Raw genomic sequence first — 24,497 nt, forward strand, 5'->3', positions numbered from 1 at the left:
ACCCACCTCCCGCATTTTTGAGGTGTCCAATTGTGTCTTCCCCAACGCCCTCCCGCCGGATCACACCCGGCGGAAGGCGATGACCTGCACCAGTCCGACCTGACACCTTTGCCTTTCGGCGCAAACACCCGTCACGAGCAACTCCGCTACCGCGACGCCTCGAACGCGTCACGGATCGTCTCGCGCAGCCAGCGTTGGGCCGGATCGGCGTCGAGTCGCGCGTGCCAGAGCAGACAGACCTCGATCTCCGGGAGATCCGCGGGGATCGGGAACCAGCGGAGGCCGAGTGACCGGCCGTACTGCTCGGCGAGCCGTGAGGGCACGAGTCCGATGTAGTCGCTCGACGAGACCAGGAAAGCGGCGACGGCGGACGTGGGGACGACCGCCGCGACCCGGCGCTGGAGACCGGCCGCTTCGAGCACGTCGTCGAGCGGTCCCCTGCCTCTGCCCCGCCGGGAAGCGGAAACGTGGGGATAGCGGCAAAGCTGAGCCAGCGTCGGATGCCGCTTGCCGCCGAGCGGGCCGTCCGCCCTGACGATCCCGACCACTCGTTCGCGGTACAACGGCATCGACCGGATGTCGGGGGCCGTGACGTCACCGGCGCCGATGTCCAGATCCACTGAGCCGTCCCGCAACGCTTCGGTGCTCTCGCTGCCTTCGGCCACGAAGCGCAGGACCACACCCGGCGCGACGGCGGCGGTCGCCTCGACGGCCGCGGTCGTCAGTGTCGCGGCGACACCGTCGTTGATGCGGATGGTGAAGGTGCGTTCGAGGTCGCCGATCGCCAGCTCGCGGTCGGCGCTGATCAGCGCGGACGCCTCGTCGAGCAGCGACCGGACACGTGGCGCGGTCCGGAGCGCGAACGGCGTCGGCACCATTCCCCGGCCGGCGCGCACCAAGATCGGGTCTCCCATCGCCCGCCTCAAGCGGCTCAGCGCCCGGCTCGCCGCCGGGATCGACAGGTGCAGTCGCTCGGCGGCCGCCGTCACGCTGCCTTCGCGCAGCAACGCGTCGAAGACCCGCAGAAGGTTCAGGTCCAGCTGATCGGCCATAGTTGCATCCTACGCAAGTCTGTATTGCCAAAGTTGCGTGGCGCGAATACATCGCTGGTCAATAGCTTCATGGACATGCCACTCCGACTTCAACTCCGCGACGACCCCGCGGCCGCGGCAAGCCGCCCGGTCTCGCGAAAAGGCCTGCTGGCCAGCATGTGCGCCTGTGTCGTGCTCGTGGTCGGGATGGTCGCCGCGATCAACCTCGCCGTCCCGATGCTGGCCGCGAGCGACCTCCACCCGTCCGCGTCGGCGCTGATCTGGATCGTCGACACCTACGTCGTCTTCTTCGCCTGTCTGGTGATCCCCGGTGGCGCCGCGGGCGATCGCTTCGGCCGCAAGGGCGTCCTGCTCACCGGCCTGGCGCTGTTCGCGGTCGGCGCGCTGCTGTCGACGGTCGCGCCGAACGTTCCCATCCTGCTGGCGGGCCGGGCGATCACCGGGATCGGGGCCGCAGCCGTCCTGCCCAACACACTCGCCGTCCTGCTGCACGCCGTGCCCGCCGAGCGCAAGGGCGTGACGATCGCGACCTGGGCGTCGATGACCGGGATCGGCGGTGTCGTCGGGAACGTCGGCGGCGGCGCGGTGCTGTCCGGCGGGTCGTGGCGCTGGCTGTTCGCGGCCGCCGTCCCACTCTGCCTGGTACTCGCCGCTCTCGTCGCCTGGATCGCGCCGGTGTCCGAAAGGCATGACCGCCCGCTCAGCCCGATCGGGGCGACCCTGCTCGTCGGCGCGTCGGTCGCGTTGCTGCTCGGCATCGTCGAAGGGCCCGAAAAGGGTTGGAGCAGCCCGATCGTCCTGATCGGGTTCACCGGCTCGGTCGTGCTCTTCGCCGTGTGGACGTTCGTGGAACTGAAGGCCGAGCATCCGCTGCTCGATCCCCGGTTGTTCCGCGTGCCCGCGTTGCGCAGTGCCTGTCTCGGCATGACGGCGATCTTCTTCGGGATGTTCGCGCTGTTCTACGTCAACGCGTCCTTCCTGCAATACGGCAAAGGATTCGATGTGCTCCTGACCGGGCTGGGGATCATCCCGCTGACCGTCCCGGTCATCCTCGGCGCGCGGCACGTGGGCAAACTCGTCCGGCGCGTCGGCGTCGACGCCACCGTCGCCATCGCTTTCGTCTTCTGCGGTTGCGGCCTCCTCGGACTGTCCACGAACGACGCTTCGACGCCATATCTGGTCTACGCGGCCTGGCTCGTGGTGACCGGCATCGGTGTCACGCTGGCCCTTCCGACACTGTCCGCCGCGATCTCCGGTTCGCTGCCGCCCGCCCAGGCCGGAGTCGGTGCGGGTCTCCAGGCCACCACCCGCGAGTTCGGCAGCGCGCTCGGCGTCGCGGTCATCGGCACCGTCCTCACCGGACAGTTCGTCGCGGCACTGCCACCCGACCTCCGCGCGGCCCACGATCCGCACACCGTCGCGCAGGCCCTCACCGCGGCACCCGGCCGCGCGCCGGAAGTGATTTCCGCGTTCGTCACCAGTACGAGCACGGCCTTGCGGGTCATCGGCGTGAGTGTGCTCGTCCTCGGGGCGCTCGTCGTCCTGCAATCACGCCTTTCCCGCACCACCAAGTAGAAGGAGTAATTCCCATGCACGTATTCGTCACCGGAGCGACCGGCTGGATCGGTTCGGCCGTCGTGGACGAGCTGCTCGACGCCGGCCACGAGGTCACCGGCCTCGCCCGCTCGGACGCCTCCGCCGCCACGCTGGAACGGAAGGGTGCCCGGGTCCGCCGCGGCGACCTGGACGATCTCGACGGCCTCCGCGCGGGCGCCGCCGAGGCCGAGGCCGTGATCCACCTGGCGAACAAGCACGACTGGGGCAACCCCGCCGAGTCCAACCGGGCCGAGCGCGCCGCCGTCGAAACGTTCGCCGACGCGCTGACCGGAACAGGCCGGGCCTTCGTCCTCGCCGCCGGGTTCTCGACCATGGCCGCCGGGCGCCGCGCCACCGAAGCCGACCTCTCCCCCGCGGTCGGCCCCGACTCGCATCGCGGTGGTGCCGAGAACCTCGCCCTCGAGTACGCCGAAAAGGGCATGCGGGTGATCAGCGCCCGCTTCTCGCCCTCGGTCCACGGCGTCGGCGACCACGGGTTCGTCGCCGCGCTCGTCGCGGCGGCCCGCGAGCACGGCGTCTCCGGCTACCTCGGCGACGGCACCGCCGCGTGGGCCGCGGTGCACCGCACCGACGCCGCCCGGCTCGTCCGGCTGGGGCTGGAAGGCGCGCCCACCGGGACGCTGCTCCACGCCGTCGCCGAAGAAGCGGTCACCACCAAGGAGATCGCCGAAGCCATCGGGCGGACGCTCGACGTCCCGGTGGTGTCCGTGGCGCCGGAGAAAGCCGCCGAGCACTTCGGTTTCGTCGGCCGGTTCTTCTCACTGGACATGTCCGCGTCCAGCGAGCGCACCCGCGAACTGCTCAAGTGGGCCCCCTTCGGACCGACCCTGGTCGAAGACATCGAAGCCGGCGCCTACTCCTGAAAGGAAGGAACACCATGTCCGAAGTGACCGCTTTCATGCTGGTGAAGACCACCCCCGAATGGCTCGGCCTCACCGTCGAGCAGCGCGTGGAGTCCTTCAAGACCGAGGTCCTCCCGGCGATCGAGAGCAAGGTTAAGAGAGTCCGGTCCCGGTTCTTCGACACCGAGTTCTACTCCGCGCGAGTGACCGACGTGTGGGTGTGGGAGGCCGAGGACCACCACTCGTATCAGCTGCTCATCGAAGCGCTGCGCGAGACGCCGTTCTGGGACCGGTACTTCGAGATCGTCGACCTGCTTGTCGGAGTCGAGAACGCATACGCCACGAACTACGGTCTGGATGCCTTCGCGAGCGTCAACGTCTGAAACCGGCGGGAGCGTCCCGCCGGTAGCCGGGGTGGAGACGTCCACCGACATCGTCGAGCACACCGCCTGCGACTTCCCCAAGCAGTGCGGTGGTCCCCTGACACACCGCTTGCCGGTAGCCGAGCAGGAGTTCCCGGCAGATCTCCGGGTCGGTTTCACGAAGGCGGCGCAGGAGCCACTTGCCGTGTGAGCGCCATCGGCCCCGCGCGACAAGGACCAGCTCGGCCACGGCGATCAGCAGCCTGTCGGCGATGAAGATCAGCTCGTCGGGATCGTCCGCGCCGGCCAGGTCGTCCAGCCGACCGGTGAGCCCGTAACGGCGATCTTCCAACTCGGCGAGAGAAAGCGGAGGAGGCCCGGCACGCAGTATCGCCCGGGCTTCCTCCCGTGTCCGATGACCGAACTCGTCCCGGTCCAGCAGTACTACACCTTCACCGCACATGTGCAGCAATGGGGAACGCCGTTCGGCGGTCTCCCGTGCGGCGAAGTCGTCGTAGGACTCGGCGGTGTGGCAGAACCACTCCACCGGCAAGCCCTCGTGTTCGGTGGTTTCGCGGAACGGCGCGGGTGGTCCGTCGAGGAACACGACGATGTCGAGATCCGAGAAAGCGGTCCGGCGAGCGGTGTTCGCGCTTCCGCCCAGAATCGCGGCCCTCGCGGTGGGAAAGCGAGCGGAGACCAGGTCGCGGGCGACACGGACGGGATCCATTCGCCCAGCATGCCGCAGTGAACGGACCCCGGGCCGGGAGCCAGGTACACCGGCGGGTCTTGGCCGGTGCCCTGGTCACCCACCCGGATCACCGGGGCGAGAAGCTCGCCCCGGGTCATCCGGCCCTCCCCGTCCGAGAACTTAGCGCCGGGTGCTCGGGACCGGTCCCGAAACGCCACGAAGGCCACCGTCGAGACGGTGGCCTTCGTGGTTACGTGACCGGATTTCAGGCGGTGGTTTCGAACGGCTGGACGTTCGGCTGGAACACCTGACCGTTGGCCGGAACCTTCAGGTCGATCAGGTAGTCGGCCGTCACCTTGTCCACCCCGAGCGAGTCACCCAGGATGCAGTGCCCGAAGGCGTCGACCGAGAGCAGCCGGGCGTTGCCCAGCTCGTCGGCCATCCGCTTCGAGAACAGGTACTGGGTCGCCGGGTCGTAGTAGTTGCCGACGACCAGCACCGGGGTGTCGGTCTTGGCCTGCCACGGGCCGCGGTAGACGTCCGGCTTCTTCGCGGGCCACACCGGGCAGCCCGCCACGTCCGAGAACGCCTGGTAGCGGCCGAAGGTGGGCGATTCCTTCTCCCACTTCGCGGCGATCTCGGGCACCTTCTCCTGCTTGATCGTGATCTTCTTGTCCGAGCAGTTCACGGCGAAGTAGGAGTCGTCGCCGGTGTACGGGCTGTCCGGGTCCGCGTCCGCGCGCCCGTTCGCCCCCGACCGCAGCACCTTCAGTTCGACGGCCTGCGCCGTCTGCGTCTGCGCTGTCGGCGGGTGGACGACGTTGTACAGCGCCTGCAGGTCGTCGGCCAGCGGCGGGAACGACGTCGGCGAGTACAGCACCCCGGAGACCGTGCTGGTGAACGCGTTGATGTCGTAGCTGCTGCCGTCCGGCAACTTGATCGGCTGCTGGCGCAGGTGGTCGCGGATCTCGTCGAACTTCGCCCGCGGCGTGCCCGAGCTGAAGGAGCACTTCGGGCCGACCTGCGCGCACTTGCGCAGGAAACCGTCCAGCGCGATCTCGAACCCGCGAGCCCGCTCACGGTCGTACTGCACGCCGTCGCTGGTGCGCAGTGCCGGGTCGACGTTGCCGTCGATGACGATCGCCCGGCTCTGCTTCGGGAACATCGACGTGTACGTCGACCCGATCAGGGTCCCGTACGAGAAGCCGACGAAGGTCAGCTTGTGGTCGCCGACAGCGGCCCGCATCTTGTCGAGGTCGCGCACCACGTCCTTGGTGGACATGTGGTTCAGCAGCGCGCCCGCGTTGTTCTTGCAGAACTGGCCGTAGTCCCGGTACGACGCCAGCGTGCCGGAGATCTCCTGCCGGGAAAGCGGCACAGGGATCTGCGCGGCGAAGACGTCGTTCGCGTCCTCCTGCGTGGTGAAGCATTTGAGCGGGTTGCTGGCCCCGACCCCGCGCGGGTCGAACCCGATCAGGTCGAACCGGTCGAGCACCTGCGGCTGGAAGTAGTTCGCCGCGCCGATCGGCATCCGGAATCCTGAGCCGCCGGGGCCGCCCGGGTTGAGGAACAGCGAACCGACCTTCTTGTCGGGTGTCTTCGCCGCCCGCTTCAACATCGCGATGTCGATGGTGCCGAGCGCCGCGTTGTCGTGGTCGATCGGTACGCGATAGCGCGCGCAGCTGTAGGACTTGACCTGGTCGGCGGGAACACCGCGGAGCTGGTCCGCCGTGCAGGCACCCCAGTTCACCGGCGCGGTCACGCCGACCTGGGCGGCCGACGTCCCGGCGTCCGGGGCGGCGACCGCGGTCCCGGAGGCACCGGTCAGCGCGGCACCGGCCACGAGTGCCCCTACCAGTGCGAAACCGCGCACCGGCCTCCTTGTGGATCTCGGCAAAACGACTCCTCCCTCGGCTGGCGACGTGAGGGACCACGTCGCACGATGCGCCGCCGACGTCACGGCGCGTAACACCAAGCGAGCCTCGCACAAGGCGGTAACCCAGTCACCGGCCGAAAGGATGGTACGAACCTATCGAGTGGTTGTCTTTAACTCGAAAATCGGTAACACACGGCGAGCGGCGTCGGCCTCCATGGAGTAACCGGGCCAGAAGTCCAGCAGCAGTTTCCACATCGCTTCGTACTCGTCGCCGAGGAGTTCCCTGGCCCTGACCGGGATTTCCTTGCCCGCCAGCGCGACGACCGCCTCGGGTGCCGAACGCAGGTTGTGTGTCCACGCGGGATCGTTCGGCCTCCCCCAATTGGAGCCGACGAGCACGAAGCCTTCGTCGTGCGGGAAGTACAAAAGGTTGGTACTACGGGGCAGTCCGCTTTTGCGGCCGGTCGTGGTCAGCCGCAGGGAAGGCAGCCCGGCCAGCGCGACCAGGCTCACCTTCCCCTTGAACAGCCGGTGGAGTCTCTTGTCCACCCAGATGATCCCGCCCGCGAGCCCCATCAGCCACGGTTTCGTGCCGAGCACGCGAGCGAGCGAGGCGAGAGGGTTAGTCACGGACAGATCTTGCCAGGCTCACCCCGAACCTCGACGCGGAGTCCGTCCACCATTTCTCAACCGCGAACCCGGCCTCGGCCAGCTCCGCGGCGATTCCCTCCCGCCGGAACTTCGCGGAGATCTCGGTGCGCACGTATTCGCCCTCGTCGAACTTCACCCGCAGATCGGCGCCCGGGATGTCGACGGTCAGGGCTTCACGGGCGCGCAGGCGCATTTCGATCCATTCGTTCTCCTCGTCCCAATACGAGACGTGGTCGAAGGCGGTCGGATCGAAGTCGCCGCCGAGTCCGTTGTTGATCACATGGAGCACGTTGCGGTTGAACTCCGCCGTGATCCCGTCCGCGTCGTCATAGGCGCGTTCCAGAGTCTCCCGGTCCTTCACCAGGTCCGTCCCGAGCAGGAGCCACTCCCCTTCGTCGAGCACGTCGCGGACCGAGCGCAGGAAGACGGCGCGGTCGGCGGGGAGGAAGTTGCCGATCGTGCCGCCCAGGAAGACCACCAGGCGCGGCCGGTCACCCGGCAGCAGGTCGAGATGCTGGGTGAAATCGCCGACCACACCACGGACTTCGAGCGACGGGTAGTCGGCCGTGATGGCTTCCGCGGCTTCGGCGAGCGCCGATTCGGAGACGTCGAGTGGCACGAACTCCTTCAACGTGCCGTGCCTCGTGAGCGCGTCGAGCAGGAGCCGGGTCTTCTCACTGGACCCGGAACCGAGCTCGACCAGGGTGTGCGCGCCGGAGCTCTCCGCTATCTCGCCGCCGCGCGCGGCGAGCACCTCCCGCTCGCTGCGGGTCGGGTAGTACTCCGGAAGAACGGTGATCTTTTCGAACAGTTCACTGCCGCGCGCGTCGTAGAACCACTTGGGCGACAACCACTTCTGGTCCGCTTCCAGGCCGGCTCGGACATCCGCGCGCAGCTGCTCGGTGATGTCCGACTCGCTGTGGTGTACGTCGAGGTCCACTTCGGTCATCGTGCCTCAGGGCTCCGATCGGCTTCGAGGGGAAGGATTCGAACGCCTTCTCCGGTGACCCGGACGGCGTGGTGGTCGGGAACGGGGATCCAGCCGGGATCGTCGTCGCACGGTTCCGACGCGACGAGCACACCTCCGCCGAGGTCCCGATAGGACAGGGAATGCGTCCAAGCCGTGCCGATGAGGGTCCGGCCGTCGGTCAGCAGGAAGTTGAGCCGCGAACCCGGCGCCGCCTCCTCGACCGCTCCGGTCAGCCACGTGAGGGCCGCGAGCGGGTCTTCGCCCGCTTCGAGCCGCTCACGCAGCAAAGCCCACAACAGCACCGAGTCCGTGGTCGCCTCCAGGGTCAGGAGGCGGGTGATCGGCAGCTTGGCGGCGAGTTCGGCCGTCGAGTCCGGCCAGCCCTTCACCACTCCGTTGTGGCTGAAGAGGAAACCGCCGCCGGTGAACGGGGCGTTCGCCGCCTCGACCACCGGCATCCCCGTCGTGCCGTTGCGGACCGCCGCCATGAAGGCGTGCGACCGCACCGACCCGGCCAGCGCGGGCAGGTCCCCGTCCGTCCACAAGGGAGCGGACCGGCGCAGCCTCAGCGGGCCGGGGGCCTCGGCGTACCAGCCGAGGCCGTACCCGTCCGCGTTGACCGAACCGCCCCCGCGCATGTCGGCCGGGGCGTAGGACTGCACGAGCAGCGAATGCGGGGCGTGAAAGACCGTCTCGGCGGGTGAACGGGGCTCGCCGAGATACGCGAGATGACGGCACATGCCGCTCAGGCCACCTCGCTCGGCCGCGCGTCCCGGGCACAACGGAACCCGGAGAAGATCTGCCGCCGGATCGGATGATCCCAGTTGCGGAACGTGCCGCGGATGGCCGCCGCGTCCGTGCCGAACGAGCCGCCGCGCAGGATCCGGTAGTCGCCGCCGAAGAACACCTCCGAGTACTCCTTGTAGGGGAACGCGGCGAACCCCGGATACGCCTCGAATCCGCTGCTGGTCCACTCCCAGACATCACCGATCAGCTGATGCACCCCCAGCGGCGAGACACCAGCCGGATACGCGCCGACCTCCGCGGGCCGCAGATGCCGCTGCCCGAGGTTGGCGTGCTCGGGCGCGGGTTCCTCGTCGCCCCAGGGGAACCGGCGCGAACGGCCGGTCGCCGGGTCGAACCGGGCGGCCTTCTCCCACTCCGCTTCCGTCGGCAGCCGCCGTCCGGCCCAGGCGGCGTACGCCTCGGCCTCGTGGAAGGACACGTGGACGACGGGTTCCGCGGAAGGCACCTTCTCGTGGACGCCGAACCGTGTCCGCCACCAGCCGTCCTGTTCCCGATTCCAGAAGCGCGGCGCGTGGATGCCGTGCTCGCTGCGATACGCCCAGCCTCGTTCGCTCCACCACTTCGGGTCTTCGTAACCCCCGGAGTCGAGGAACTCGCTGTACGCCCCGCAGGTGACCGGCGTGGTGTCGATGAAGAACGCCTCCACCACGACCTCGTGCGCCGGACGCTCGTTGTCCAGCGCCCACGGTTCGGCGGAGGTGCCCATGGTGAAGGCACCGCCGGGCACGAACACCTCCGCGGGCAACCGCCCGGATCGCGCCGACGGCGGGACGGGCGCGTGCAGCACCGGATCGCCCTTGCGGAGCTGATGGGTGGCCAGCATCGTCTCGTCGTGCTGCTGCTCGTGCTGGGTGATCATGCCGAAGGCGAAGGCGTCCTCGGTGAGCCGCCTGCCTTGCAGCGGAACCTTTTCCAGGATGTCGAAGGATTTCTCCCGGACCTCCCGGACGTACTTGCGTGCCTCTTCCGGGCCCAGCAACGGCAGCTCCGGACGGTCCGCGCGGGCGTGCTGGAACGCGTCGTAGATGTCGTCGATGTCCGGCCGGAGCGCCTCGCGGCCGCCGACGTCACGGACCAGCCAGAGCTCCTCCTGGCTGCCGATGTGCGCGAGGTCCCAGACCAGCGGCGACATCAGTTTCGAATGCTGGCGGACCAGCTCTTCGTCGTCGACGGCGGTGAGCGCGTCACTGCGCTCGCGGGCCCTGGTGAGCGCTTCGGCCGCGTGAGCCCGCAGGTCTTGCGGGCTCAGCGCGCGAAGCGGGTTGGTCTCGGTGCTTTCCACGCTCATGACTGGTGGCTCCTCGAACCGCGCACGAGGGACTGCACACCCTCGCTGATCTCGGTGATGGTCTCCGGCGGCAGACCGGTCATGCCGAGTTCGGCACAACCGAGGTCCACCACCTCCCTCGCGACAGTGGCGATCGTCCGGTCGGCCAGGCCGAACCGGGCCGCGCACTCCCATCTGCCCAGGACCGGTTCGCACAGTTCGAGCACTTTGTCCACTGTGGACGGGCGCGCGAGCAGTGCGGCCAGCAGTGCCACCGGGTGCAGCCACCGGGCGGCGGGCTGGGCGTCCAGGTACCGGATCTCCAGATACCCCTGTGGACGGACCGGGGTGAAGAAGGTCGTCAGGTGATAGGCCAGATCGTCCTCGGTCGGCTTGCCGAGTCCGGCGCTCTCGCCCCGTCCGTCGATCCAGTCGGCGAACGTCAGGGAATCGGGCGCGTCCCAGCGGCCGTCGCCACCGGGAAGGACCATCAGCGGGGTGTCCAGGATCCTGCGTGCCCACTCCCCCGCCGGATCCCCGGTCGGTTCCGCCGACCGGGTCCGGACCTTTTCGGTGTCCATCACGGCCAGCCAGCGCGCGGACGCGTGGCCGGTGTCGCGTCCGGCGTGGATCCGGGAGTTGGCGAAGGTGGCGAGCAACGGCGGGCCGAGCGCGTGGACGGCGGCCCAGCGATCGGCCAGATCGCTCGCCTCACCGGTGTCCACACAGACCTGCAGGCCCGCGGTGCTGCACATCATCGTCGCGCCCCCGTCGCCCATCGGGGCGAAGCGGCGTTCCATGGCGGCGTAGCGCGGTGTGCCCAGTTTGCGGGCGGGAGCGCGATGCCTGTCTATCCCGGTGTCACCCAGGTACAGGCCTCGGGTGGCGAGAAGGGTTTCGAGGTGGGCCAGATCGGCCGAGACGACGGCGTCCAGGTGACGCAGCGTGGTCTGTGGTTGAGCGGAGATCTCCACCTGACATCCGGGCTCGAGGCTCAGCGGTGAACCTGCCGGAAGGGGGAGGGCGGGGCTGTCGGGGCGCAGTGTCCGCGGGGTGTGCGGGCCGAGCGCGGTGGCGAGATCGTCGGGATCGAGAGGCCGGGCGGGCTCGTCGGCGTAGTGCACGGTGAATTCCAGCTCTACGCCGAGGAGTCTCGGTGGCCCGTGCTTGAAGCACACGGAAGCCACATACGCCTCGCCCTCGGCGCGGTCCGAGAGGACCTTCGCCGTCGCGTTCGACGCGCTCCCGGACTTCTCGGGGAAATCATGAACAGTAGTCATCTTTCCGCCGTCCAGTCGGTTGTCCGATAACTGAGAAACCTTGACTTCGGACGCTACACGCGGGGTCCGACAAATTCAGGTGCGTTCTTGCCGGGCAGGATGGGCGGACCACCTTTTAGGACCGGGCGAATCAGGGCAAAGCGGGCTCGGTCCCCAGGCCCAGGGCCGCGGCCGCGTCGCGAACCGCCCCGATCACCAGCTGCAGAGCAGGCCGTCGCGACGTGGTCCTCCGGTAGGCGATCGAAACCGTTCGGAGCAATGGTGTGGTCAACGCGACGACGTCGATCCCCGGCGGCCGGAGCCCCAGACCGAGATCCGAAACGAGGGTCACCCCGAGCCCCGCCCGGACCATCGCCATCGCCGTCGACTGCTCCTCGACCTCGTGGTTGATCTTGGGCTCGAATCCGTGGCGGTGACACGCGGTGCGCACCGCGCGGCCGAAGTGGCTCTTCGGGCTGGCGAGGATCCACGGGTGCTCGGCCAGTTCGGGCAAGGACGCGCTGCCCGCGGGAACGGCGCCGGCGGGCACCGCGGCGTGCAGCCGTTCGACCGCGATCACCGCGCGCTCCAGCCCGGCGTCCCACGGCATCGGCGCGTCGGAATAGTCGATCACGAACGAAAGGTCCAGTTCGCCGTCCCGGACGGCGTCGGCGGTGTCCTCGGGCGCCAGCTCACGGGTCCGGACCTCGATCCCCGGATGCTCGCCCGCCAGCGCGGCCAGCGCGTGCGGCAGCAGCCCCGAAGCGACCGACGCCCACACCCCCGCCATGAGCCGGACCGAAACGGTCTCCTGTGCCTCCTCCAGTGCCAGCGTCGCCCGCTCCACCGACCCCAGGATCTCCTCGGCGTGCTCGGTGAGCAGCAGCCCCAGTTCGGTCAGCTGCACCCGTCTGCCGAATCGCTCGAACAGCTTCACGCCCACGTCCCGCTCCAGCTGCGCCAACTGCTGCGAAACCGCCGAAGCGGTGTAATGCAGCGAAGCCGCGGCCGCCGTCACGGTGCCGCGCCGGCTCAGCTCGCGGAGCATCCGCAAGCGGTGCAACGAAAGCTCCATACCCCCAACGTAATCGGGCGGCGTGGCGGTTGCCGGATGACGCGTCGGGCGGCGTTACACCAGTTTTTCTGCACACCATCGTTCAGATTCGGTAAATGGACGCCCGCGCCCGCCCGGGCGCACCCTCGGAAGTGGCACAGGACGACCCCGAATCCCGAAGGAGGTGGCCGCATGGCCGCGAGGAACGCCGAACCGCTGATGAGGCTCATCTGGACCGACCCCGTCACCGGCGCCACCGGCTTTCTCGTAGTGCACAGCCTGGTCTCCGGTATCGCGACCGGCGGGACCCGGATGCGCGCGGGCTGCACGATGACGGAGGTCGAGGACCTGGCGAGGGGGATGGCGAACAAGACCGCGACCTTCGGCCTGCCGGTCGGCGGGGCCAAGGGCGGTATCGACTTCGATCCGAAGGACGAACGCGCTTTCGGTGTGCTGGAACGGTTCTGCGCGTTCCTGCGGCCGTGGATCGACAACCACTGGGTGACCGCCGAGGATCTCGGCGTACCGCAGCACCTGATCGACGAGGTGTTCGCGAAGCTGGGGCTCGAACAGTCGTACCACGCCGCCATCCGCCGTTCGGCCGATCCGGCGCACACCCTTCGGCGGGTGCAGGCCGGGTTGGGCACCCCGGTCCCCGGCGGGCTCCTGCTCGGCGACGTCATCGGCGGCTACGGCGTCGCGCAGGCCTGTCTCGGGGTCGCCGACGCGTGGGAGTGGCAGGCCGGGAAGACCACGGTCGCCGTCCAGGGCATCGGCACGATGGGCGGCGGCGCGGCCTGGTACCTGCACGAGGCCGGGATGAAGATCGTCGCGGTGGCCGACGCCGCGGGGACGCTGTACCGGCCCGAGGGCCTGGACGTCCCGGCGCTGCTGGACCTGCGTGACGAGTACGGCGAGATCGACCGGAGCCGGCTCCCCGCCGACGTTCAGCTGCTCCCCCGCGACGAGATCGTGGCGACGGACGCCGACATCTTCGTCCCGGCAGCGATCTCCTACGCACTGCGCGCCGGGAACCAGGGCGTGGTCAAGGCGAAGGTCGTCATCGAAGCGGCCAACGCGGCGACCACCCCTGACGCCGAAGCGGGCCTCGCGGCTCGTGGCATCCCGGTGATCCCGGACTTCGTCGCCAACGCGGGTGCGGCGGCATGGGCATGGTGGCTCCTGCTCGGCGAGGTCGGCGCCGATCCCGCCGACTCGTTCCAGCGGCTGCGGACGGAGATGCGGGCGAAGGTGGCGCTGCTGCTGAGTTCGTGGAACCTCGACCGGATCGCGCCGCGTACCACCGGCCTGCGGCTCGCCGAAACCACCCGTTCGGACGCCGCCACCGCCCCGGAGTCCGCGCCCGTTCTGGTGATTCCCTGACCGGTTCGAACGTGACGGCGCCCTTCCCTCGGCCATGGTCTTGATGAGGTCGAACGTGTCGTGCCGGGCGGATGGCACGTCACGAGCGCCACGCTTGGGACGCTCACCGTCTCGAACGTGGCGCTCGTGACGTACTGCCTTGACGTTCGGTACGGCACCTACGAGGCAGGCGGTGCCGAAGCTCGACCCGACGCGCGCCCCAGCAGGATCCGACGTCGCGAAAGCCACTTTCAGGACATCAGACGTCCCGAAAGTGGCTTTCGCGACGCCCTGCGGACGCGCGAGCTGGCTCGCACAGCACCTTTGTCTTCGGCCCAATTAGGTGACCAGCCGCGGGAAGGGGCCTTCACGCGCCCTCGATTGCTTCAGGAGGCGAAGCGGTCTGTAGCGCCGATAAGGACTTCCCGCATCGGCTCGTCCTGGGTGCTGTGGCCGACCTCGTCGATCACGACCAGTTCGCTGCCCGGCCAGGCGTGCGCCAGTTCCCACGGAGTCCCGATGAGGTTGCTCAGGTCGAGACAGCCCTCGGCGAGCACGGCCGGGATGTGCGCCAGCGTCTTGGCCTCCCGCAGGACCACGCCTTCGTCCAAAAAGGACCCCTGGCTCCAGTAGTGCGTGACCAGCCGGGCGAAGGCGAGCCGGAACTTCGCCGTCTCGAAACTCTTGTACGGCGGGGAAGTCGGGATGATCGCGTCCTCCCAGGCGCACCAGTCGGCCGCCGCCTTCCCGTGCACCGCCGGATCCGGATTCATCAGCAGCTTGAGGTAGGCCGCCGCCAGATCGCCGTCGCGGTCCTCCGCCGGAACGCCGTCACGGAATTTCGCCCAAGCCTCGGGGAAGACCCCGCCGAGGCCACGGGTGAGCAGGTCGGTCTCGCTCCGGCGCCCGGTGGCCAAGCCCATCAAGACCATCTCCGAGACGCGGTCCGGATGCCGCTCGGCGTAGACCAGCGCGAGCACCGAGCCCCAGGAGCCACCGAAGAGCAGCCACTTCTCGATGCCCAGATGTTCGCGAAGCCGCTCCATGTCGGCGACCAGGTGGTCGGTGGTGTTCGCCGAGAGGTCCGTCTCGGGCTCCCCCGCGTGCGGCGTGCTCCGGCCACAGCCGCGCTGGTCGAACAGCACGACGCGGTACTTGGCCGGGTCGAAGTAGCGGCGCAGACCCGCACTGCACCCGGTTCCCGGGCCGCCGTGCAGAGTGAGGGCGGGTTTGCCGTCGGGGTTCCCGCAGACCTCCCAGTACACGAGGTGCCCGTCGCCGACGTCGAGCATCCCGTGGTCGTACGGTTCGATTTCCGGATAAAGCCGTGTCACGTTCTCGTCCTCCAGACCCGCCAGAAATACAACAGCACTGTCACAATAGCGGCGGAAGGACCCCAGTGCGCGGGGTTTTGTCGTGCGACGGTGAGTGGCGATCCGGGTTGGTTGAACGTTCCGATTCCTCCACGCTCGGATCACGCGACCACGAATCGCCACTCACGACCTGGCCCTCTCGAAAATCTTGGGGCGCGGGTGTCGGATCCGGCATGAGCCGTTCGTGGAGAAGGTGAGCGACCGCCACGAGGGCGCCGCCGCGAACCACAGGGGATGAGATGTCGCACCCGGAACCCGTAGCCCGCCGCATGTACGACCTGATCGAGCCCCTCGGTCTCGTGCCCTATCTCGCCGACGAGTCGGACCAGGCCCTGATCGCGCTCGGCCTGCGCAACCAGTGGGACGCCTACTTCGCCGGCCGCGCCGCGCCGTTCGGCCCGTCGGTGCCCGCCGAGGTGATCCACGCGGTCTTCTACAACTTCGCCCCGGGCGAGGTGGCGCGCCACATCCCGAAGGTCTGGGAGCTGACCACGCCCGAGGCGGCGCTGGCCGCCCGCGAGCGGGGATGCGTCGCGGGGCTGCGGCGGATCCTCGGCGATCTCGCCGACTCCCCCGGTGTCGAACGCGCCGCCGACCTCCTGTCGAAAGCCGCGATCAGCGCCCCCGTGGAGGGACGCGCCCTTTACGCCGCCCTCCGCACGCTCCCGATTCCGCGGGAACCCCTCGCCCGCCTGTGGCACGCCGCCACGCTGCTGCGCGAGCATCGCGGCGACGGCCACATCGTCGCCCTGGTGGCCGAAGGCATCGGCGGCACCGAGGCCCACGTCCTCCACGCCCTGTCCATCGACATGCCCGCGCACGAGTTCGGCCGGGTCAGCCACCTGCCCGCCGCACAGCTGACCGCGGTCGTCGACGGGATGCGCGACCGCGGCCTCGTCGGGGCCGACGGCCGGCTCACCGCCGGCGGCCGGGCCGCGAAAGAGCGCGTCGAGGCGATGACCGACCGGCTCGCGGAAGCACCGTACGACGTCCTGGACAGCGGCGATCTCGACCGTCTGGTCAGCGACCTCGGGCCGATCTCGGCCGCCGTCCAGGCGGACTTCCCCTGGTGACGGCCTAGCCGCCCAGGGTGCCGGTGATGTGCCGGAGGGCGTCCGCGAGCTCCGGCTGCCCGGCGGGTCCGATGTGGACCACCGCGTCATTGCCTTGCCCGGTCGTGTAGCTCAGGTACCGGCCCCAGTCCGTGTCGGCGAAGTGGAGCGGATCCTCGACGGCGACGTGCCTGCCGACTTCGTCCCGCTTGCCGACGTAGAGCTCACCGCTCCCCTGGACCGGCCGTTGCACGAGACTGACGATGTCGGCGATCACCGGCGGCAGCGAATGGGTGTCCGGGCCGCGCCGGGCCGCCTCTTCGAGCTCGTACGCGCGGATCGTGCGCAGCCTGCCGCCGCCCGCGGGAACGGGCGGCAGCTGCTCGATCAGCGTCTCGGGCAACCGCCGCCGGTCGATCTCCTGAAGCCCGACCCAATCGCCGGACGACACCGCCAGCACCGCCTGCAATCCCAGCGAGGCGGCGAGGAGGCCGTACGTCTCACCGCCGGTGTTCACCCAGCCGTAGTACTCGATGGCCGGTTTCGTGAGCACCGGGAGCCAGTCCAGGAAATCGACCGACGCGCGGCCGCTCGAGTCCAGCAGCCCGGCTTGCGCCAGCGCGGCTTCCACTCGCTTGTCCGCCTCCGCGCGGGCCGTCCTGGACAGCCAGCGCGGTTCGGGGCGCAGCGTGATGTGCAGGTCGCCGACGCGTTCGCGTTCGGCGAGCACGGCCAAGGCTTCGACCGGGACGTCCACCCGGCCTGTTCTGACGGTCATCCGCTACTCGCCGATGACCGGCGGGCTGGTGCGCTGGTCGGTGCCGAAGATCGCGTCGGGGTCGGCCTCGATCAGGTAGTCGGGACGCTGGTGCTCGTCGTCCTCGTCGCCGTCGGCACGCCTGCCACCGGCTCCCATCGGGCCCATCTGACCGCCACCGCGGCCCGCCGCGCCACGGCCACCGGCGAGGTGGTCGGCGCCGCCCATGCCGCCGCCGAGGCCACCCATACCGGAGCCACGGCCACCGCCGAGACCGCCGGAACCGGGTCCGCCGGGACCACCCGCGCGGCCTCCGGTGCCGCCTTCGCCGCCGAGAAGCCTGCCCGCGGCGCTGTTGGGCCCGGGGACGTTGCGTCCACCGCCGCCACCGGGCTGGTTGGGCCCGCCGCCACCGGGGCCGTAGTTCTGGCCGGTGCCGTTCGGCAGGCCGATGACGTCGTCCAGGTCACCGGTGCCGCGTCCGGGGTTCCGGCCCGGGATCTCGGTGGTTCCGCCGCCGGGCTTGCCGCGGCCACCGCCGGACGGGAGCGTCGTGTCCCCGGGACCCGGCTTCCTCGTGGGCGTGGTGATGTCCGGGGGATTCGTCCGGTCCTTCGGGGGCACCGGACGATCGTCGGTCGAGCCCGGCTTGGTCTGGTTGTGGTCGCCGCCCGGCTTGTTCTGGTTCTGGTTGGTCCCGTTGCTGTCGGTGCCGCTGGTGTCGGTGCCGTCGTTGTCGTCGCCGCCACCGTTGCGGCCCGGCTTCACCGGCGGGATGACGGGCGGCGGCTTGATCGGCGGCGGACCGCCGCCGACCTTGACGCTGACGTTCGCGCCGTCGTTCTTCAGCACGCCGTAGTCGGTCGGCAGGCTGGAGCGCGTGCTGCTGGTGACCGAGTCGTACTGGTCCATCACGCGCACGTTGTTCTGGTTCGCTGCCTCGTGCTTCGCGACGCCTTCTTGGTAGTTCTTGATGTCGTTGTTGACCATGAACGGCCCGGCGATCGGGATCGCGCCCTTGAGGCCGGTGGTCCAGGGGTTGGGCTTGTCCGGCTTCGGCGGCACCGGGACGACGGACGATCCGGAGTCGTCGAAGCTGTCGGCCTGTGTCATGACCGAGGCCTTCGTGGTGAACAGCGGGTCCGCCGTTTCCTTGAAGGCCTGTTCGAGCGGGCCCGCGCCGGCGTTCGCCGCGTCGGCCGCGGAACCCGTCCAGGAAGACGTCATCCGCGACTGCAGCCCCTTGATGGCCATCCCGCGCTCGACGTAGGCGTCCGAGAGCTCCGCGACGCGGTCGGCCGCGCTGCGCAGGTTGCGGGTGTCGCCCTGTTTGAAGTTCTCGTAGATCTGTTTGCCGTCCACCCTCATGCCCCCTGGAGTGTCTTGATCACGGCCGACGCGAGTTTCTGCGCCTTCCCGCACGAATCCTGCTCGTTGTCGTAGCCCTTGGCGAGGGTGTTGATCGCCAGATCGTCGGCGACGCCCACCGCGAGGTCGCAGTTGCCACTCGCTCGCCTGTCCTGGATTCCGTAATAGACGGTCGGATAGCCGTCGACCTCGGGGCCGGGCTCCAGGAACCTCAGTTGCCCGGCTTCCTTGGCCTTGTGCAGGCCCGCCAGACCGCCCATGCCCTTTTCACGGTTCCCGCTGCCGAGGATGATCAGCAGGCTGTCGGCCTTGCCACGAATCTGCCAGCTGCAACCGGGATTGCTGCCCTCGCTCTTCGCTTCGCCGGGCGCGGTGAAGCCCAGTTCGGCAGCCGCGGCGGCGGGAAGCAGCTTGCACACGTCACCGACGTACGCCGAGGCGTCCAGCGGAACCTTCACCTTGGGGACGGTCGGGTCATTCGGCGCGGCGGACGAACCCGACGTGGCCGACGTTCCCGGGGTCGGCGTCGGCGTGCCAGGGGTCTCCCCCGTGCAGCCGGCGACCGCGACGGAAACGAGCACGAGCGCCGCCACCGCGGCGCGATTCCTCAACACGTTCGGCATCCTCAGGTCGTGCGCAGGGTGTTGGCCTGATCGGTGGCCATGGTCTTCGAACGGGCGACTTCGAGCTTCGCGATGTAGCCCTCGATGTAGGCCCTCATCGACTCGTTCTGCTTCTGCAGGCCGAGTACGGACTCGATACCCGAGTCGACGTAACTGGAGCTGGCCTCGTCCTGACCGGGCGGCATCAGGTCGGCGACGATCATGTCGATCTTGTCGCCGTCGTCGACGACCTTCTTCAGCTCGTCTTCCCACAGCCCGATGACGGTCTTCAGCTCCTCCGGGCTCATCTCGAACCCGCCGCCACCACCGCCGCCACCGCCGTAAACGGTCGGTTCCTTCGGCGTGGTCAGGTCGCCCCAGACGGCCTGGATCGCGCTCGCGGCACTGTCGATGATGTTCACGCCCGTACCTTCCCCTCAGCACTCACTCACCGTGATGGACAAAGAGTAGCCAAGTGGCCGACGGCGTGTCAGCCGATCCGGCCGAGTGCTCGGACGTGTTGCGAAGCCGCAAGGTTCCCCGGACGGATCGATCATCCCGCGAACTGGTCACAGTACGTACGTACGGATTGCATTAACCCGGTTCCCGGTGACAGGATTCCAGGATGCCACGGGTCAGCCAGGATCACCTCGACGCACGCCGGCGCCAGATCCTCGACGGCTCTCGCGTGTGCTTCGCACGCTACGGCTACGAGGGTGCCACTGTCAGGCGGCTGGAGGAAGCCACCGGTCTTTCCCGCGGCGCCATCTTCCACCATTTCCGGGACAAGGAGTCCCTCTTCCTGGCCTTGGCCGAGGACGACGCGGTCCGGATGGCGGACGTCGTCGCCGAACAGGGCCTCGTCCAGGTGATGCGCGAGCTGCTGTCGAACCGCAGCGAGCACCCCGCCGACTGGCTCGGCACGCGGCTGGAGGTCTCCCGGCGGCTGCGCACCGATCCCGAGTTCCGCGCCCGCTGGGCCGAGCGGTCCCACCAGCTGACCGCCGCGACCCGCCGCCGTCTGCTGCGCCAGCGCGACGCCGGGATCCTGCGTGACGACGTCGATGTCGACGTCCTGACCGCGTACCTCGAACTGGTCCTCGAAGGACTGGTCTCCCACCTCGCGATGGGCCAGCCCGGCGACGATCTCGGTCCCGTCCTCGACCTGGTCGAGGAGAGCGTGCGGCGGCACCGCGCCCACGCGACCGGGGGAACACGTTAAGATTGTCCTATCGCCGCAGTACAGCGGCGGTGTCTGTTGATTCCGATCGAGGAGTGACTCTTTTCGTGCGCGACGCGCAGTCACCTGGTGACAGTATCGAGCCGGGTGGCACACCCGGCTCTTCCGCGGACCTTCTAGCCGATCCCGTCCCCGCCGGCAGGAAATGATGGAAATCCTGCTGGCCGTTCTCGGCATCGTCCTGTTCCTTCTCCTGACCGTCGGCACCGGCCTCGCCGTCGCCGCCGAGTTCTCCCTCACCGCGCTCGAGCGCAGCACGGTCGACGCGAACGTCCGCCAAGTCGGCGACAGGCGCGCGCACACCGTGCAGAAGGCGCACCGCACCCTCTCGTTCCAGCTCTCCGGCGCGCAGGTGGCGATCACCATCACCACCCTGATCACCGGTTACCTCGCGGAACCGGTGATCGGCGACCTGCTGCACCCGCTGTTCACCGCCATCGGGTTCTCCGAAGGCGTGGCGAACGGCGTGTCGCTGGCGGTCGCGCTGATCCTGGCGACGTCGCTGTCGATGATCCTCGGCGAGATGATGCCGAAGAACCTCGCGATCGCCCGGCCGCTGCAAACCGCGCGCGCCGTCGCGGGGTACCACTCGCGGTTCTCGTCGCTGTTCCGCTGGCTCATCACCCTGATGAACAACAGCGCCAACTTCCTGGTCCGCAAGTTCGGCGTCGAACCGCAGGAGGAACTGCGGTCGGCCCGTTCGCCGCAGGAGCTCGGCTCGATCGTCCGCTCCAGCGCCGAAAGCGGGACGCTCGACACCTCGACGGCCGAACTGCTGGACAAGTCGCTTCGCTTCGGCGAGCGGACGGCCGAGGAGCTGATGACGCCGCGCGTCCAGCTCGAATCCCTGACCGTGGACGAGACGATCTACGACCTCATCGAGATCTCGCGCCGCACCGGCTTCTCGCGTTTCCCGGTCTACACCGAGGATCTCGACGACGTGCAGGGCGCGGTGCACATCAAGCAGGCGTTCACCGTCCCGGTCGCGCAGCGCGCCACGGTGCGGATCGGCTCGGTCATGCGGCCGATCCCGACGGTGCCCGAATCGCTGCCGGGCGACTCGCTGCTCAACCGGCTGCGTGATTCCCGGTTCCAGCTCGCGATCGTCGTCGACGAGTACGGCGGCACGGCCGGGCTGGTGACCCTGGAAGACGTCGTCGAGGAGATCATCGGCGACGTCCGTGACGAGCACGACGACCGGGAAGAGCCCTCCTCCCAGCAGGTCGGCGCCGACAACTGGCTCGTGTCCGGGCAGCTGCGCGCCGACGAGGTCACCGACGAGACCGGGTTCCGGATGCCCGACGGCGACTACGAGACCATCGCCGGGCTGATCCTCGAACGACTCGGCCGGATCCCGTCGCCCGGCGACGCCACCGATCTCGACGCCTGGCGGCTCACGGTGACCAAAATGGACCGGCTGCGCATCGCCGAGGTCGAAGTACGCCGGGTCAGTGAAAGCCCCGTGCCCGCCGAGCAGGAGCCCGCCCGATGAGCGACTGGTTCAACATCTTCCTCGTCGTGGTCCTGCTGCTGGCCAACGCGTTCTTCGTCGGCGCCGAGTTCGCGCTGATCTCGTCCCGGCGCGACCGGCTGGAAGCCTTGCTGGAGCAGGGAAAGACCCGCGCCAGGATCGTGATCAACGCGAGCAGGAACGTCTCGCTGATGCTCGCGGGCGCACAGCTCGGCATCACGATCTGCTCGCTGCTGCTGGGACGGCTGGGTGAGCCGGCCATCGCGCATCAGCTGGCGGGGTTCTTCGAAGTGCTCGGGATTCCCGACGTCCTGTTGCACCCGATCTCGTTCGCGATCGCGCTGGCGTTCATCACCATCCTGCACGTCCTCATCGGCGAGATGGTGCCGAAGAACCTCGCGATCGCCGAACCGGAGCGGCTGGCGCTGTGGCTGGTCCCGGTGCACGTGGCCTGGGTGAAGGTCGCCAACCCGTTCATCTGGCTGCTGAACTTCGTGGCGAACTCGCTGCTGCGGGTGTTCAAGGTCGAACCGAAGGACGAGCTCGAAACCGCCTACACCTCCGACGAACTCGCCGAGCTGCTCAGCGAGTCGCGACGCGAGGGACTGCTGGAGCACTCCGAACACCAGCGGCTGAGCAAGACGCTGTCGTCGGTGGAGAAGACGGTGGCCGACGTCCTGGTCCCGACGGCGCAGCTGACCACGCTGCCCTGCTCGCCGACGCTGGGTGACGTCGAGCGCGCGGTGTCCTCGACCGGGTTCTCCCGCTTCCCGGTGTGCACCGACGACGGGACCTTGACGGGCTACATCCACGTCAAGGACATCCTCGACCTCGTCGGCGAGGACCCGACGACCGTGGTGCCCTCGGACAAGACCCGGGCGCTGACCGAACTGCACGCCGACGCCCGGCTGGACGAGGCGCTGTCGGCGATGCGCAAGGAAGGAAGTCACCTGGCGCGGGCGCTGAGCCCGGCGGGGGCCGCCGTCGGCGTCGTCGCGCTGGAGGACCTCGTCGAGGAATACGTGGGAACTGTCCGCGACGGCACCCACGTCATGTCATGACCGGCCCGATCGTCCTTCCCGAGCCCACTTGGCGGGCTCGGGAGGACGACCACGTGACGCGGATGCGGCGCTGGACGACACCGCACCAGCGCCGCCGCGCACGGGGCGAGAAGCATCCGGTGCTCGACTTCCTCTTCACCTACTACTCGCACCGTCCCGGGCATGTCGAACGCTGGCATCCGGGGCCGGGTGTCGTGCTCGAAGGCGTGTCCGCACGGCGGTTCCTGGAGCGGAAGGGCTACGTCGAGACGCCGGACGGCGTCATGCTGGATCCGGCGGGCCTCACCGAGGGCCGGGCCAGGACCGCCGAATTCGTCCTCGGGCTGCTTTCCGCGACCGCGTCCCGGGCACCGAGACTCAGTTGTTTCGGGCTTCATGAATGGGCAATGGTTTACCGGGAATCGGCAAATGAGGTGCGTCACTCACAACTTCCGCTCCGGCTCGGTTCGGCCGGAACGGACGGCGTCGTCGAGTCGCTGGAGATCCGGTGCGGGCATTTCGACGCTTTTCGGTTCTTCACCGAGCCCGCCAGGCCGCGCAACACGCTGCGGCCGGAGCGGGAGAACCAGATCGAGTTCGAGCAGCCGGGCTGCCTGCACGCCAACATGGACCTCTTCAAGTGGGCGTACAAGCTCGACCCGTTCGTCCCCGCCGAGCTGGTCGGGGACTGCTTCGAGCTGGCGGCGGACATCCGGGAGCTCGACATGCGGGCGAGCCCGTACGATCTGGCGTCGTTCGGGTACTCGCCCGTGCGGATCGAGACCCCGGAAGGCCGGGCCGAGTACGCCCGCGCGCAGGCCGGGTTCGCCCGCCGGGCCACGCCGCTGCGTGAGCACCTGATAGCGCATTGCCAACGGCTCCTGAGCGAGTTAATGAGGGCACCCGCGACACGCGGAAAACAACTGTGAGTCGTCGCATTCCCCGTAACACTCTCCCCTGTTAGAGTGATAACGGTTTGATTGCATACGCAGCGCGAGCGCGCACGTTTCGAAAGGACAACGATGGGGCGACACAGCGTGGCCGAGGAGCCGGTGCCGCATCCCCTCGACCCGCCGAAGCGGCCTCAGGGTCGCGGTGAGGCGACCGGTTCGCACCGGATCGTCGGGAAGAAGGCACCGCGGCGCAAGGTCGCCAAGTGGCCCATCGCCGCCGTGGTCCTGGTGGTGCTGATCGCGATCGGCGTCTTCGGCTGGAACTGGGCGGACGGGGAGCTGAGCACCCGCGCCGAGGCCCAGGCCAAGGCCTGTGTCGCCGGGGACACCCCGATGCGGGTGGTCGTCACCCCCAGCATCGAGAAGCCGGTCCGCGCGGCGGCCGAGCGGTGGAACAACGCCGCGACCGTGGTCCGCGACCACTGCGTGGTCATCCAGATCGACGCGCTGTCCTCCGGGGCCGTGCTCGACGGTCTCGTCGGCCGGACGAACCTGGACGCCATCGGCGGCCTTCCCGCCGCCTGGATCCCCGAGTCCTCCTACTGGGTCACCGAGCTGAACACCGCGAAGCCCGAGCTGGTCGGTTCGCCCGCCCAGTCGGTCGCGACGGCACGCTCGGCCGACTACCCGCTCGTCGGGCTCGCCGGCAAGAACATCGACGAGGTCCAGATGCGCGCCTCGCAGACGTTCCGCCAGTTCCTGCAGCAGCCGGCCCAGCAGGCCGACTTCGCCGCCGCGGGCATCAAGGCCACCTGAGCTTCCACCCGGAAGTACGTGAAGGCCCCCTTCCCAGCGCCCCGCGCAAGGAAGGGGGCCTTGACGTTAATCAGA

The 24,497-nt window shown here is 69.0% G+C and carries 24 protein-coding genes; 10 read left to right on the plus strand and 14 right to left on the minus strand.

The window, feature by feature from the left end; translation table 11 throughout:
• Positions 1–146: 146 nt before the first annotated feature.
• A complete protein-coding gene (locus ACFWMR_RS06375; protein ID WP_378377455.1) occupies positions 147–1,052 on the minus strand; it encodes a LysR family transcriptional regulator in 906 nt (301 codons plus the stop codon).
• 156 nt (positions 1,053–1,208) lie between these two features.
• Here ACFWMR_RS06375 and ACFWMR_RS06380 point away from each other — a divergent pair, with 156 nt between their 5' ends.
• Genes ACFWMR_RS06380 through ACFWMR_RS06390 form a run of 3 tightly spaced genes read left to right on the plus strand, consistent with a single transcriptional unit; the run spans position 1,209 to position 3,894 of the window.
• Positions 1,209–2,627: an MFS transporter gene (locus ACFWMR_RS06380; RefSeq protein ID WP_378377497.1), complete on the plus strand. Its 1,419-nt coding sequence runs from the start codon at positions 1,209–1,211 to the stop codon at positions 2,625–2,627.
• A gap of 14 nt (positions 2,628–2,641) precedes the next feature.
• Positions 2,642–3,532, plus strand: coding sequence for an SDR family oxidoreductase (locus ACFWMR_RS06385; RefSeq protein ID WP_378377457.1), 891 nt, complete (start codon positions 2,642–2,644; stop codon positions 3,530–3,532).
• A 14-nt stretch (positions 3,533–3,546) separates the two neighbouring features.
• A complete protein-coding gene (locus ACFWMR_RS06390) occupies positions 3,547–3,894 on the plus strand; it encodes a darcynin family protein (RefSeq protein ID WP_378377459.1) in 348 nt (115 codons plus the stop codon).
• Here ACFWMR_RS06390 and ACFWMR_RS06395 read toward each other — a convergent pair.
• The 8 genes from ACFWMR_RS06395 to ACFWMR_RS06430 all read right to left on the minus strand — a co-directional run bounded on the left by ACFWMR_RS06395 (position 3,884) and on the right by ACFWMR_RS06430 (position 12,469).
• Positions 3,884–4,603 carry a nucleotidyltransferase domain-containing protein gene (locus ACFWMR_RS06395; RefSeq protein ID WP_378377461.1) on the minus strand — a complete coding sequence of 240 codons (720 nt, stop codon included), beginning with the start codon at positions 4,601–4,603 and terminating at the stop codon, positions 3,884–3,886. The two genes, ACFWMR_RS06390 and ACFWMR_RS06395, sit on opposite strands and share 11 nt — an antisense overlap.
• 226 nt (positions 4,604–4,829) lie before the next feature.
• Positions 4,830–6,437 carry an alpha/beta hydrolase gene (locus ACFWMR_RS06400; RefSeq protein WP_378377463.1) on the minus strand — a complete coding sequence of 536 codons (1,608 nt, stop codon included), beginning with the start codon at positions 6,435–6,437 and terminating at the stop codon, positions 4,830–4,832.
• A gap of 156 nt (positions 6,438–6,593) precedes the next feature.
• Positions 6,594–7,016, minus strand: coding sequence for a nitroreductase family deazaflavin-dependent oxidoreductase (locus ACFWMR_RS06405; protein WP_378377499.1), 423 nt, complete (start codon positions 7,014–7,016; stop codon positions 6,594–6,596).
• Between the two features lie 46 nt (positions 7,017–7,062).
• Positions 7,063–8,040, minus strand: a complete 978-nt coding sequence (gene egtD / locus ACFWMR_RS06410; RefSeq protein ID WP_378377465.1) for an L-histidine N(alpha)-methyltransferase — start codon at positions 8,038–8,040, stop codon at positions 7,063–7,065.
• A complete protein-coding gene (gene egtC, locus ACFWMR_RS06415) occupies positions 8,037–8,801 on the minus strand; it encodes an ergothioneine biosynthesis protein EgtC (RefSeq protein WP_378377467.1) in 765 nt (254 codons plus the stop codon). The genes egtD and egtC overlap by 4 nt, the downstream gene beginning before the upstream one ends.
• 5 nt (positions 8,802–8,806) lie before the next feature.
• A complete protein-coding gene (egtB, locus tag ACFWMR_RS06420) occupies positions 8,807–10,156 on the minus strand; it encodes an ergothioneine biosynthesis protein EgtB (protein WP_378377469.1) in 1,350 nt (449 codons plus the stop codon).
• Positions 10,153–11,415, minus strand: coding sequence for a glutamate-cysteine ligase family protein (locus tag ACFWMR_RS06425; protein ID WP_378377472.1), 1,263 nt, complete (start codon positions 11,413–11,415; stop codon positions 10,153–10,155). Before ACFWMR_RS06425 ends, egtB begins: the two co-directional genes overlap by 4 nt.
• 130 nt (positions 11,416–11,545) lie before the next feature.
• Positions 11,546–12,469: a LysR family transcriptional regulator gene (locus ACFWMR_RS06430; RefSeq protein WP_378377474.1), complete on the minus strand. Its 924-nt coding sequence runs from the start codon at positions 12,467–12,469 to the stop codon at positions 11,546–11,548.
• Positions 12,470–12,640: 171 nt separating this feature from the next.
• Between ACFWMR_RS06430 and ACFWMR_RS06435 the strand changes: the two genes are divergently transcribed.
• On the plus strand, positions 12,641–13,831 hold the full coding sequence (locus ACFWMR_RS06435) for a Glu/Leu/Phe/Val dehydrogenase dimerization domain-containing protein (protein WP_378377476.1): 1,191 nt from the start codon (positions 12,641–12,643) through the stop codon (positions 13,829–13,831).
• Positions 13,832–14,196: 365 nt separating this feature from the next.
• Here ACFWMR_RS06435 and pip read toward each other — a convergent pair whose 3' ends face one another.
• A complete protein-coding gene (gene pip / locus ACFWMR_RS06440; protein WP_378377478.1) occupies positions 14,197–15,144 on the minus strand; it encodes a prolyl aminopeptidase in 948 nt (315 codons plus the stop codon).
• A 278-nt stretch (positions 15,145–15,422) separates the two neighbouring features.
• Between pip and ACFWMR_RS06445 the strand changes: the two genes are divergently transcribed.
• On the plus strand, positions 15,423–16,256 hold the full coding sequence (locus ACFWMR_RS06445) for an SCO6745 family protein (RefSeq protein ID WP_378377480.1): 834 nt from the start codon (positions 15,423–15,425) through the stop codon (positions 16,254–16,256).
• A 4-nt stretch (positions 16,257–16,260) separates the two neighbouring features.
• Here the strand turns inward: ACFWMR_RS06445 and ACFWMR_RS06450 are convergent, their stop codons facing one another.
• The 4 genes from ACFWMR_RS06450 to ACFWMR_RS06465 are packed head-to-tail and all read right to left on the minus strand — an operon-like array spanning position 16,261 to position 19,384.
• Positions 16,261–16,992, minus strand: coding sequence for an ESX secretion-associated protein EspG (locus ACFWMR_RS06450; RefSeq protein WP_093939320.1), 732 nt, complete (start codon positions 16,990–16,992; stop codon positions 16,261–16,263).
• Positions 16,993–17,016: 24 nt separating this feature from the next.
• Positions 17,017–18,360, minus strand: coding sequence for a hypothetical protein (locus ACFWMR_RS06455; protein ID WP_378377482.1), 1,344 nt, complete (start codon positions 18,358–18,360; stop codon positions 17,017–17,019).
• A complete protein-coding gene (locus ACFWMR_RS06460; RefSeq protein ID WP_378377484.1) occupies positions 18,357–18,983 on the minus strand; it encodes a DUF3558 domain-containing protein in 627 nt (208 codons plus the stop codon). The genes ACFWMR_RS06455 and ACFWMR_RS06460 overlap by 4 nt, the downstream gene beginning before the upstream one ends.
• Before the next feature lie 2 nt (positions 18,984–18,985).
• Complete coding sequence (locus tag ACFWMR_RS06465) at positions 18,986–19,384, minus strand: hypothetical protein (protein WP_378377486.1); 399 nt, start codon at positions 19,382–19,384, stop codon at positions 18,986–18,988.
• A gap of 203 nt (positions 19,385–19,587) precedes the next feature.
• Here ACFWMR_RS06465 and ACFWMR_RS06470 point away from each other — a divergent pair, with 203 nt between their 5' ends.
• The 5 genes from ACFWMR_RS06470 (at position 19,588) to ACFWMR_RS06490 (ending at position 24,422) form a co-directional block, all read left to right on the plus strand.
• Entirely contained in the window at positions 19,588–20,184 is a 597-nt protein-coding gene (locus ACFWMR_RS06470) for a TetR/AcrR family transcriptional regulator (protein ID WP_378277924.1), read from the plus strand.
• A gap of 163 nt (positions 20,185–20,347) precedes the next feature.
• Positions 20,348–21,694 carry a hemolysin family protein gene (locus ACFWMR_RS06475; protein ID WP_378377488.1) on the plus strand — a complete coding sequence of 449 codons (1,347 nt, stop codon included), beginning with the start codon at positions 20,348–20,350 and terminating at the stop codon, positions 21,692–21,694.
• On the plus strand, positions 21,691–22,734 hold the full coding sequence (locus ACFWMR_RS06480; protein WP_093938745.1) for a hemolysin family protein: 1,044 nt from the start codon (positions 21,691–21,693) through the stop codon (positions 22,732–22,734). Before ACFWMR_RS06475 ends, ACFWMR_RS06480 begins: the two co-directional genes overlap by 4 nt.
• Positions 22,731–23,642 carry a 3-methyladenine DNA glycosylase gene (locus tag ACFWMR_RS06485; protein ID WP_378377490.1) on the plus strand — a complete coding sequence of 304 codons (912 nt, stop codon included), beginning with the start codon at positions 22,731–22,733 and terminating at the stop codon, positions 23,640–23,642. Before ACFWMR_RS06480 ends, ACFWMR_RS06485 begins: the two co-directional genes overlap by 4 nt.
• A gap of 93 nt (positions 23,643–23,735) precedes the next feature.
• A complete protein-coding gene (locus ACFWMR_RS06490; protein ID WP_378377495.1) occupies positions 23,736–24,422 on the plus strand; it encodes a hypothetical protein in 687 nt (228 codons plus the stop codon).
• Positions 24,423–24,497 lie beyond the last annotated feature (75 nt).

The organism is Amycolatopsis thailandensis, from assembly GCF_042723255.1.
Classification (GTDB): domain Bacteria; phylum Actinomycetota; class Actinomycetes; order Mycobacteriales; family Pseudonocardiaceae; genus Amycolatopsis; species Amycolatopsis thailandensis.

Bases quoted from the DNA above. Each gene is read 5' to 3' on its own strand.
- ACFWMR_RS06460 (WP_378377484.1), bottom strand. From the start codon at position 18,983: ATGCCGAACGTGTTGAGGAATCGCGCCGCGGTGGCGGCGCTCGTGCTC.
- ACFWMR_RS06425 (WP_378377472.1), bottom strand. From the start codon at position 11,415: ATGACTACTGTTCATGATTTCCCCGAGAAGTCCGGGAGCGCGTCGAAC.
- ACFWMR_RS06385 (WP_378377457.1), top strand. From the start codon at position 2,642: ATGCACGTATTCGTCACCGGAGCGACCGGCTGGATCGGTTCGGCCGTC.
- ACFWMR_RS06445 (WP_378377480.1), top strand. From the start codon at position 15,423: ATGTCGCACCCGGAACCCGTAGCCCGCCGCATGTACGACCTGATCGAG.
- ACFWMR_RS06435 (WP_378377476.1), top strand. From the start codon at position 12,641: ATGGCCGCGAGGAACGCCGAACCGCTGATGAGGCTCATCTGGACCGAC.
- ACFWMR_RS06475 (WP_378377488.1), top strand. From the start codon at position 20,348: ATGATGGAAATCCTGCTGGCCGTTCTCGGCATCGTCCTGTTCCTTCTC.
- ACFWMR_RS06375 (WP_378377455.1), bottom strand. From the start codon at position 1,052: ATGGCCGATCAGCTGGACCTGAACCTTCTGCGGGTCTTCGACGCGTTG.
- ACFWMR_RS06430 (WP_378377474.1), bottom strand. From the start codon at position 12,469: ATGGAGCTTTCGTTGCACCGCTTGCGGATGCTCCGCGAGCTGAGCCGG.
- ACFWMR_RS06390 (WP_378377459.1), top strand. From the start codon at position 3,547: ATGTCCGAAGTGACCGCTTTCATGCTGGTGAAGACCACCCCCGAATGG.
- egtC (WP_378377467.1), bottom strand. From the start codon at position 8,801: ATGTGCCGTCATCTCGCGTATCTCGGCGAGCCCCGTTCACCCGCCGAG.
- ACFWMR_RS06405 (WP_378377499.1), bottom strand. From the start codon at position 7,016: ATGGGGCTCGCGGGCGGGATCATCTGGGTGGACAAGAGACTCCACCGG.
- egtB (WP_378377469.1), bottom strand. From the start codon at position 10,156: ATGAGCGTGGAAAGCACCGAGACCAACCCGCTTCGCGCGCTGAGCCCG.
- ACFWMR_RS06480 (WP_093938745.1), top strand. From the start codon at position 21,691: ATGAGCGACTGGTTCAACATCTTCCTCGTCGTGGTCCTGCTGCTGGCC.
- ACFWMR_RS06470 (WP_378277924.1), top strand. From the start codon at position 19,588: ATGCCACGGGTCAGCCAGGATCACCTCGACGCACGCCGGCGCCAGATC.
- ACFWMR_RS06395 (WP_378377461.1), bottom strand. From the start codon at position 4,603: ATGGATCCCGTCCGTGTCGCCCGCGACCTGGTCTCCGCTCGCTTTCCC.
- ACFWMR_RS06485 (WP_378377490.1), top strand. From the start codon at position 22,731: ATGACCGGCCCGATCGTCCTTCCCGAGCCCACTTGGCGGGCTCGGGAG.
- egtD (WP_378377465.1), bottom strand. From the start codon at position 8,040: ATGACCGAAGTGGACCTCGACGTACACCACAGCGAGTCGGACATCACC.
- ACFWMR_RS06380 (WP_378377497.1), top strand. From the start codon at position 1,209: ATGTGCGCCTGTGTCGTGCTCGTGGTCGGGATGGTCGCCGCGATCAAC.
- ACFWMR_RS06490 (WP_378377495.1), top strand. From the start codon at position 23,736: ATGGGGCGACACAGCGTGGCCGAGGAGCCGGTGCCGCATCCCCTCGAC.
- ACFWMR_RS06455 (WP_378377482.1), bottom strand. From the start codon at position 18,360: ATGAGGGTGGACGGCAAACAGATCTACGAGAACTTCAAACAGGGCGAC.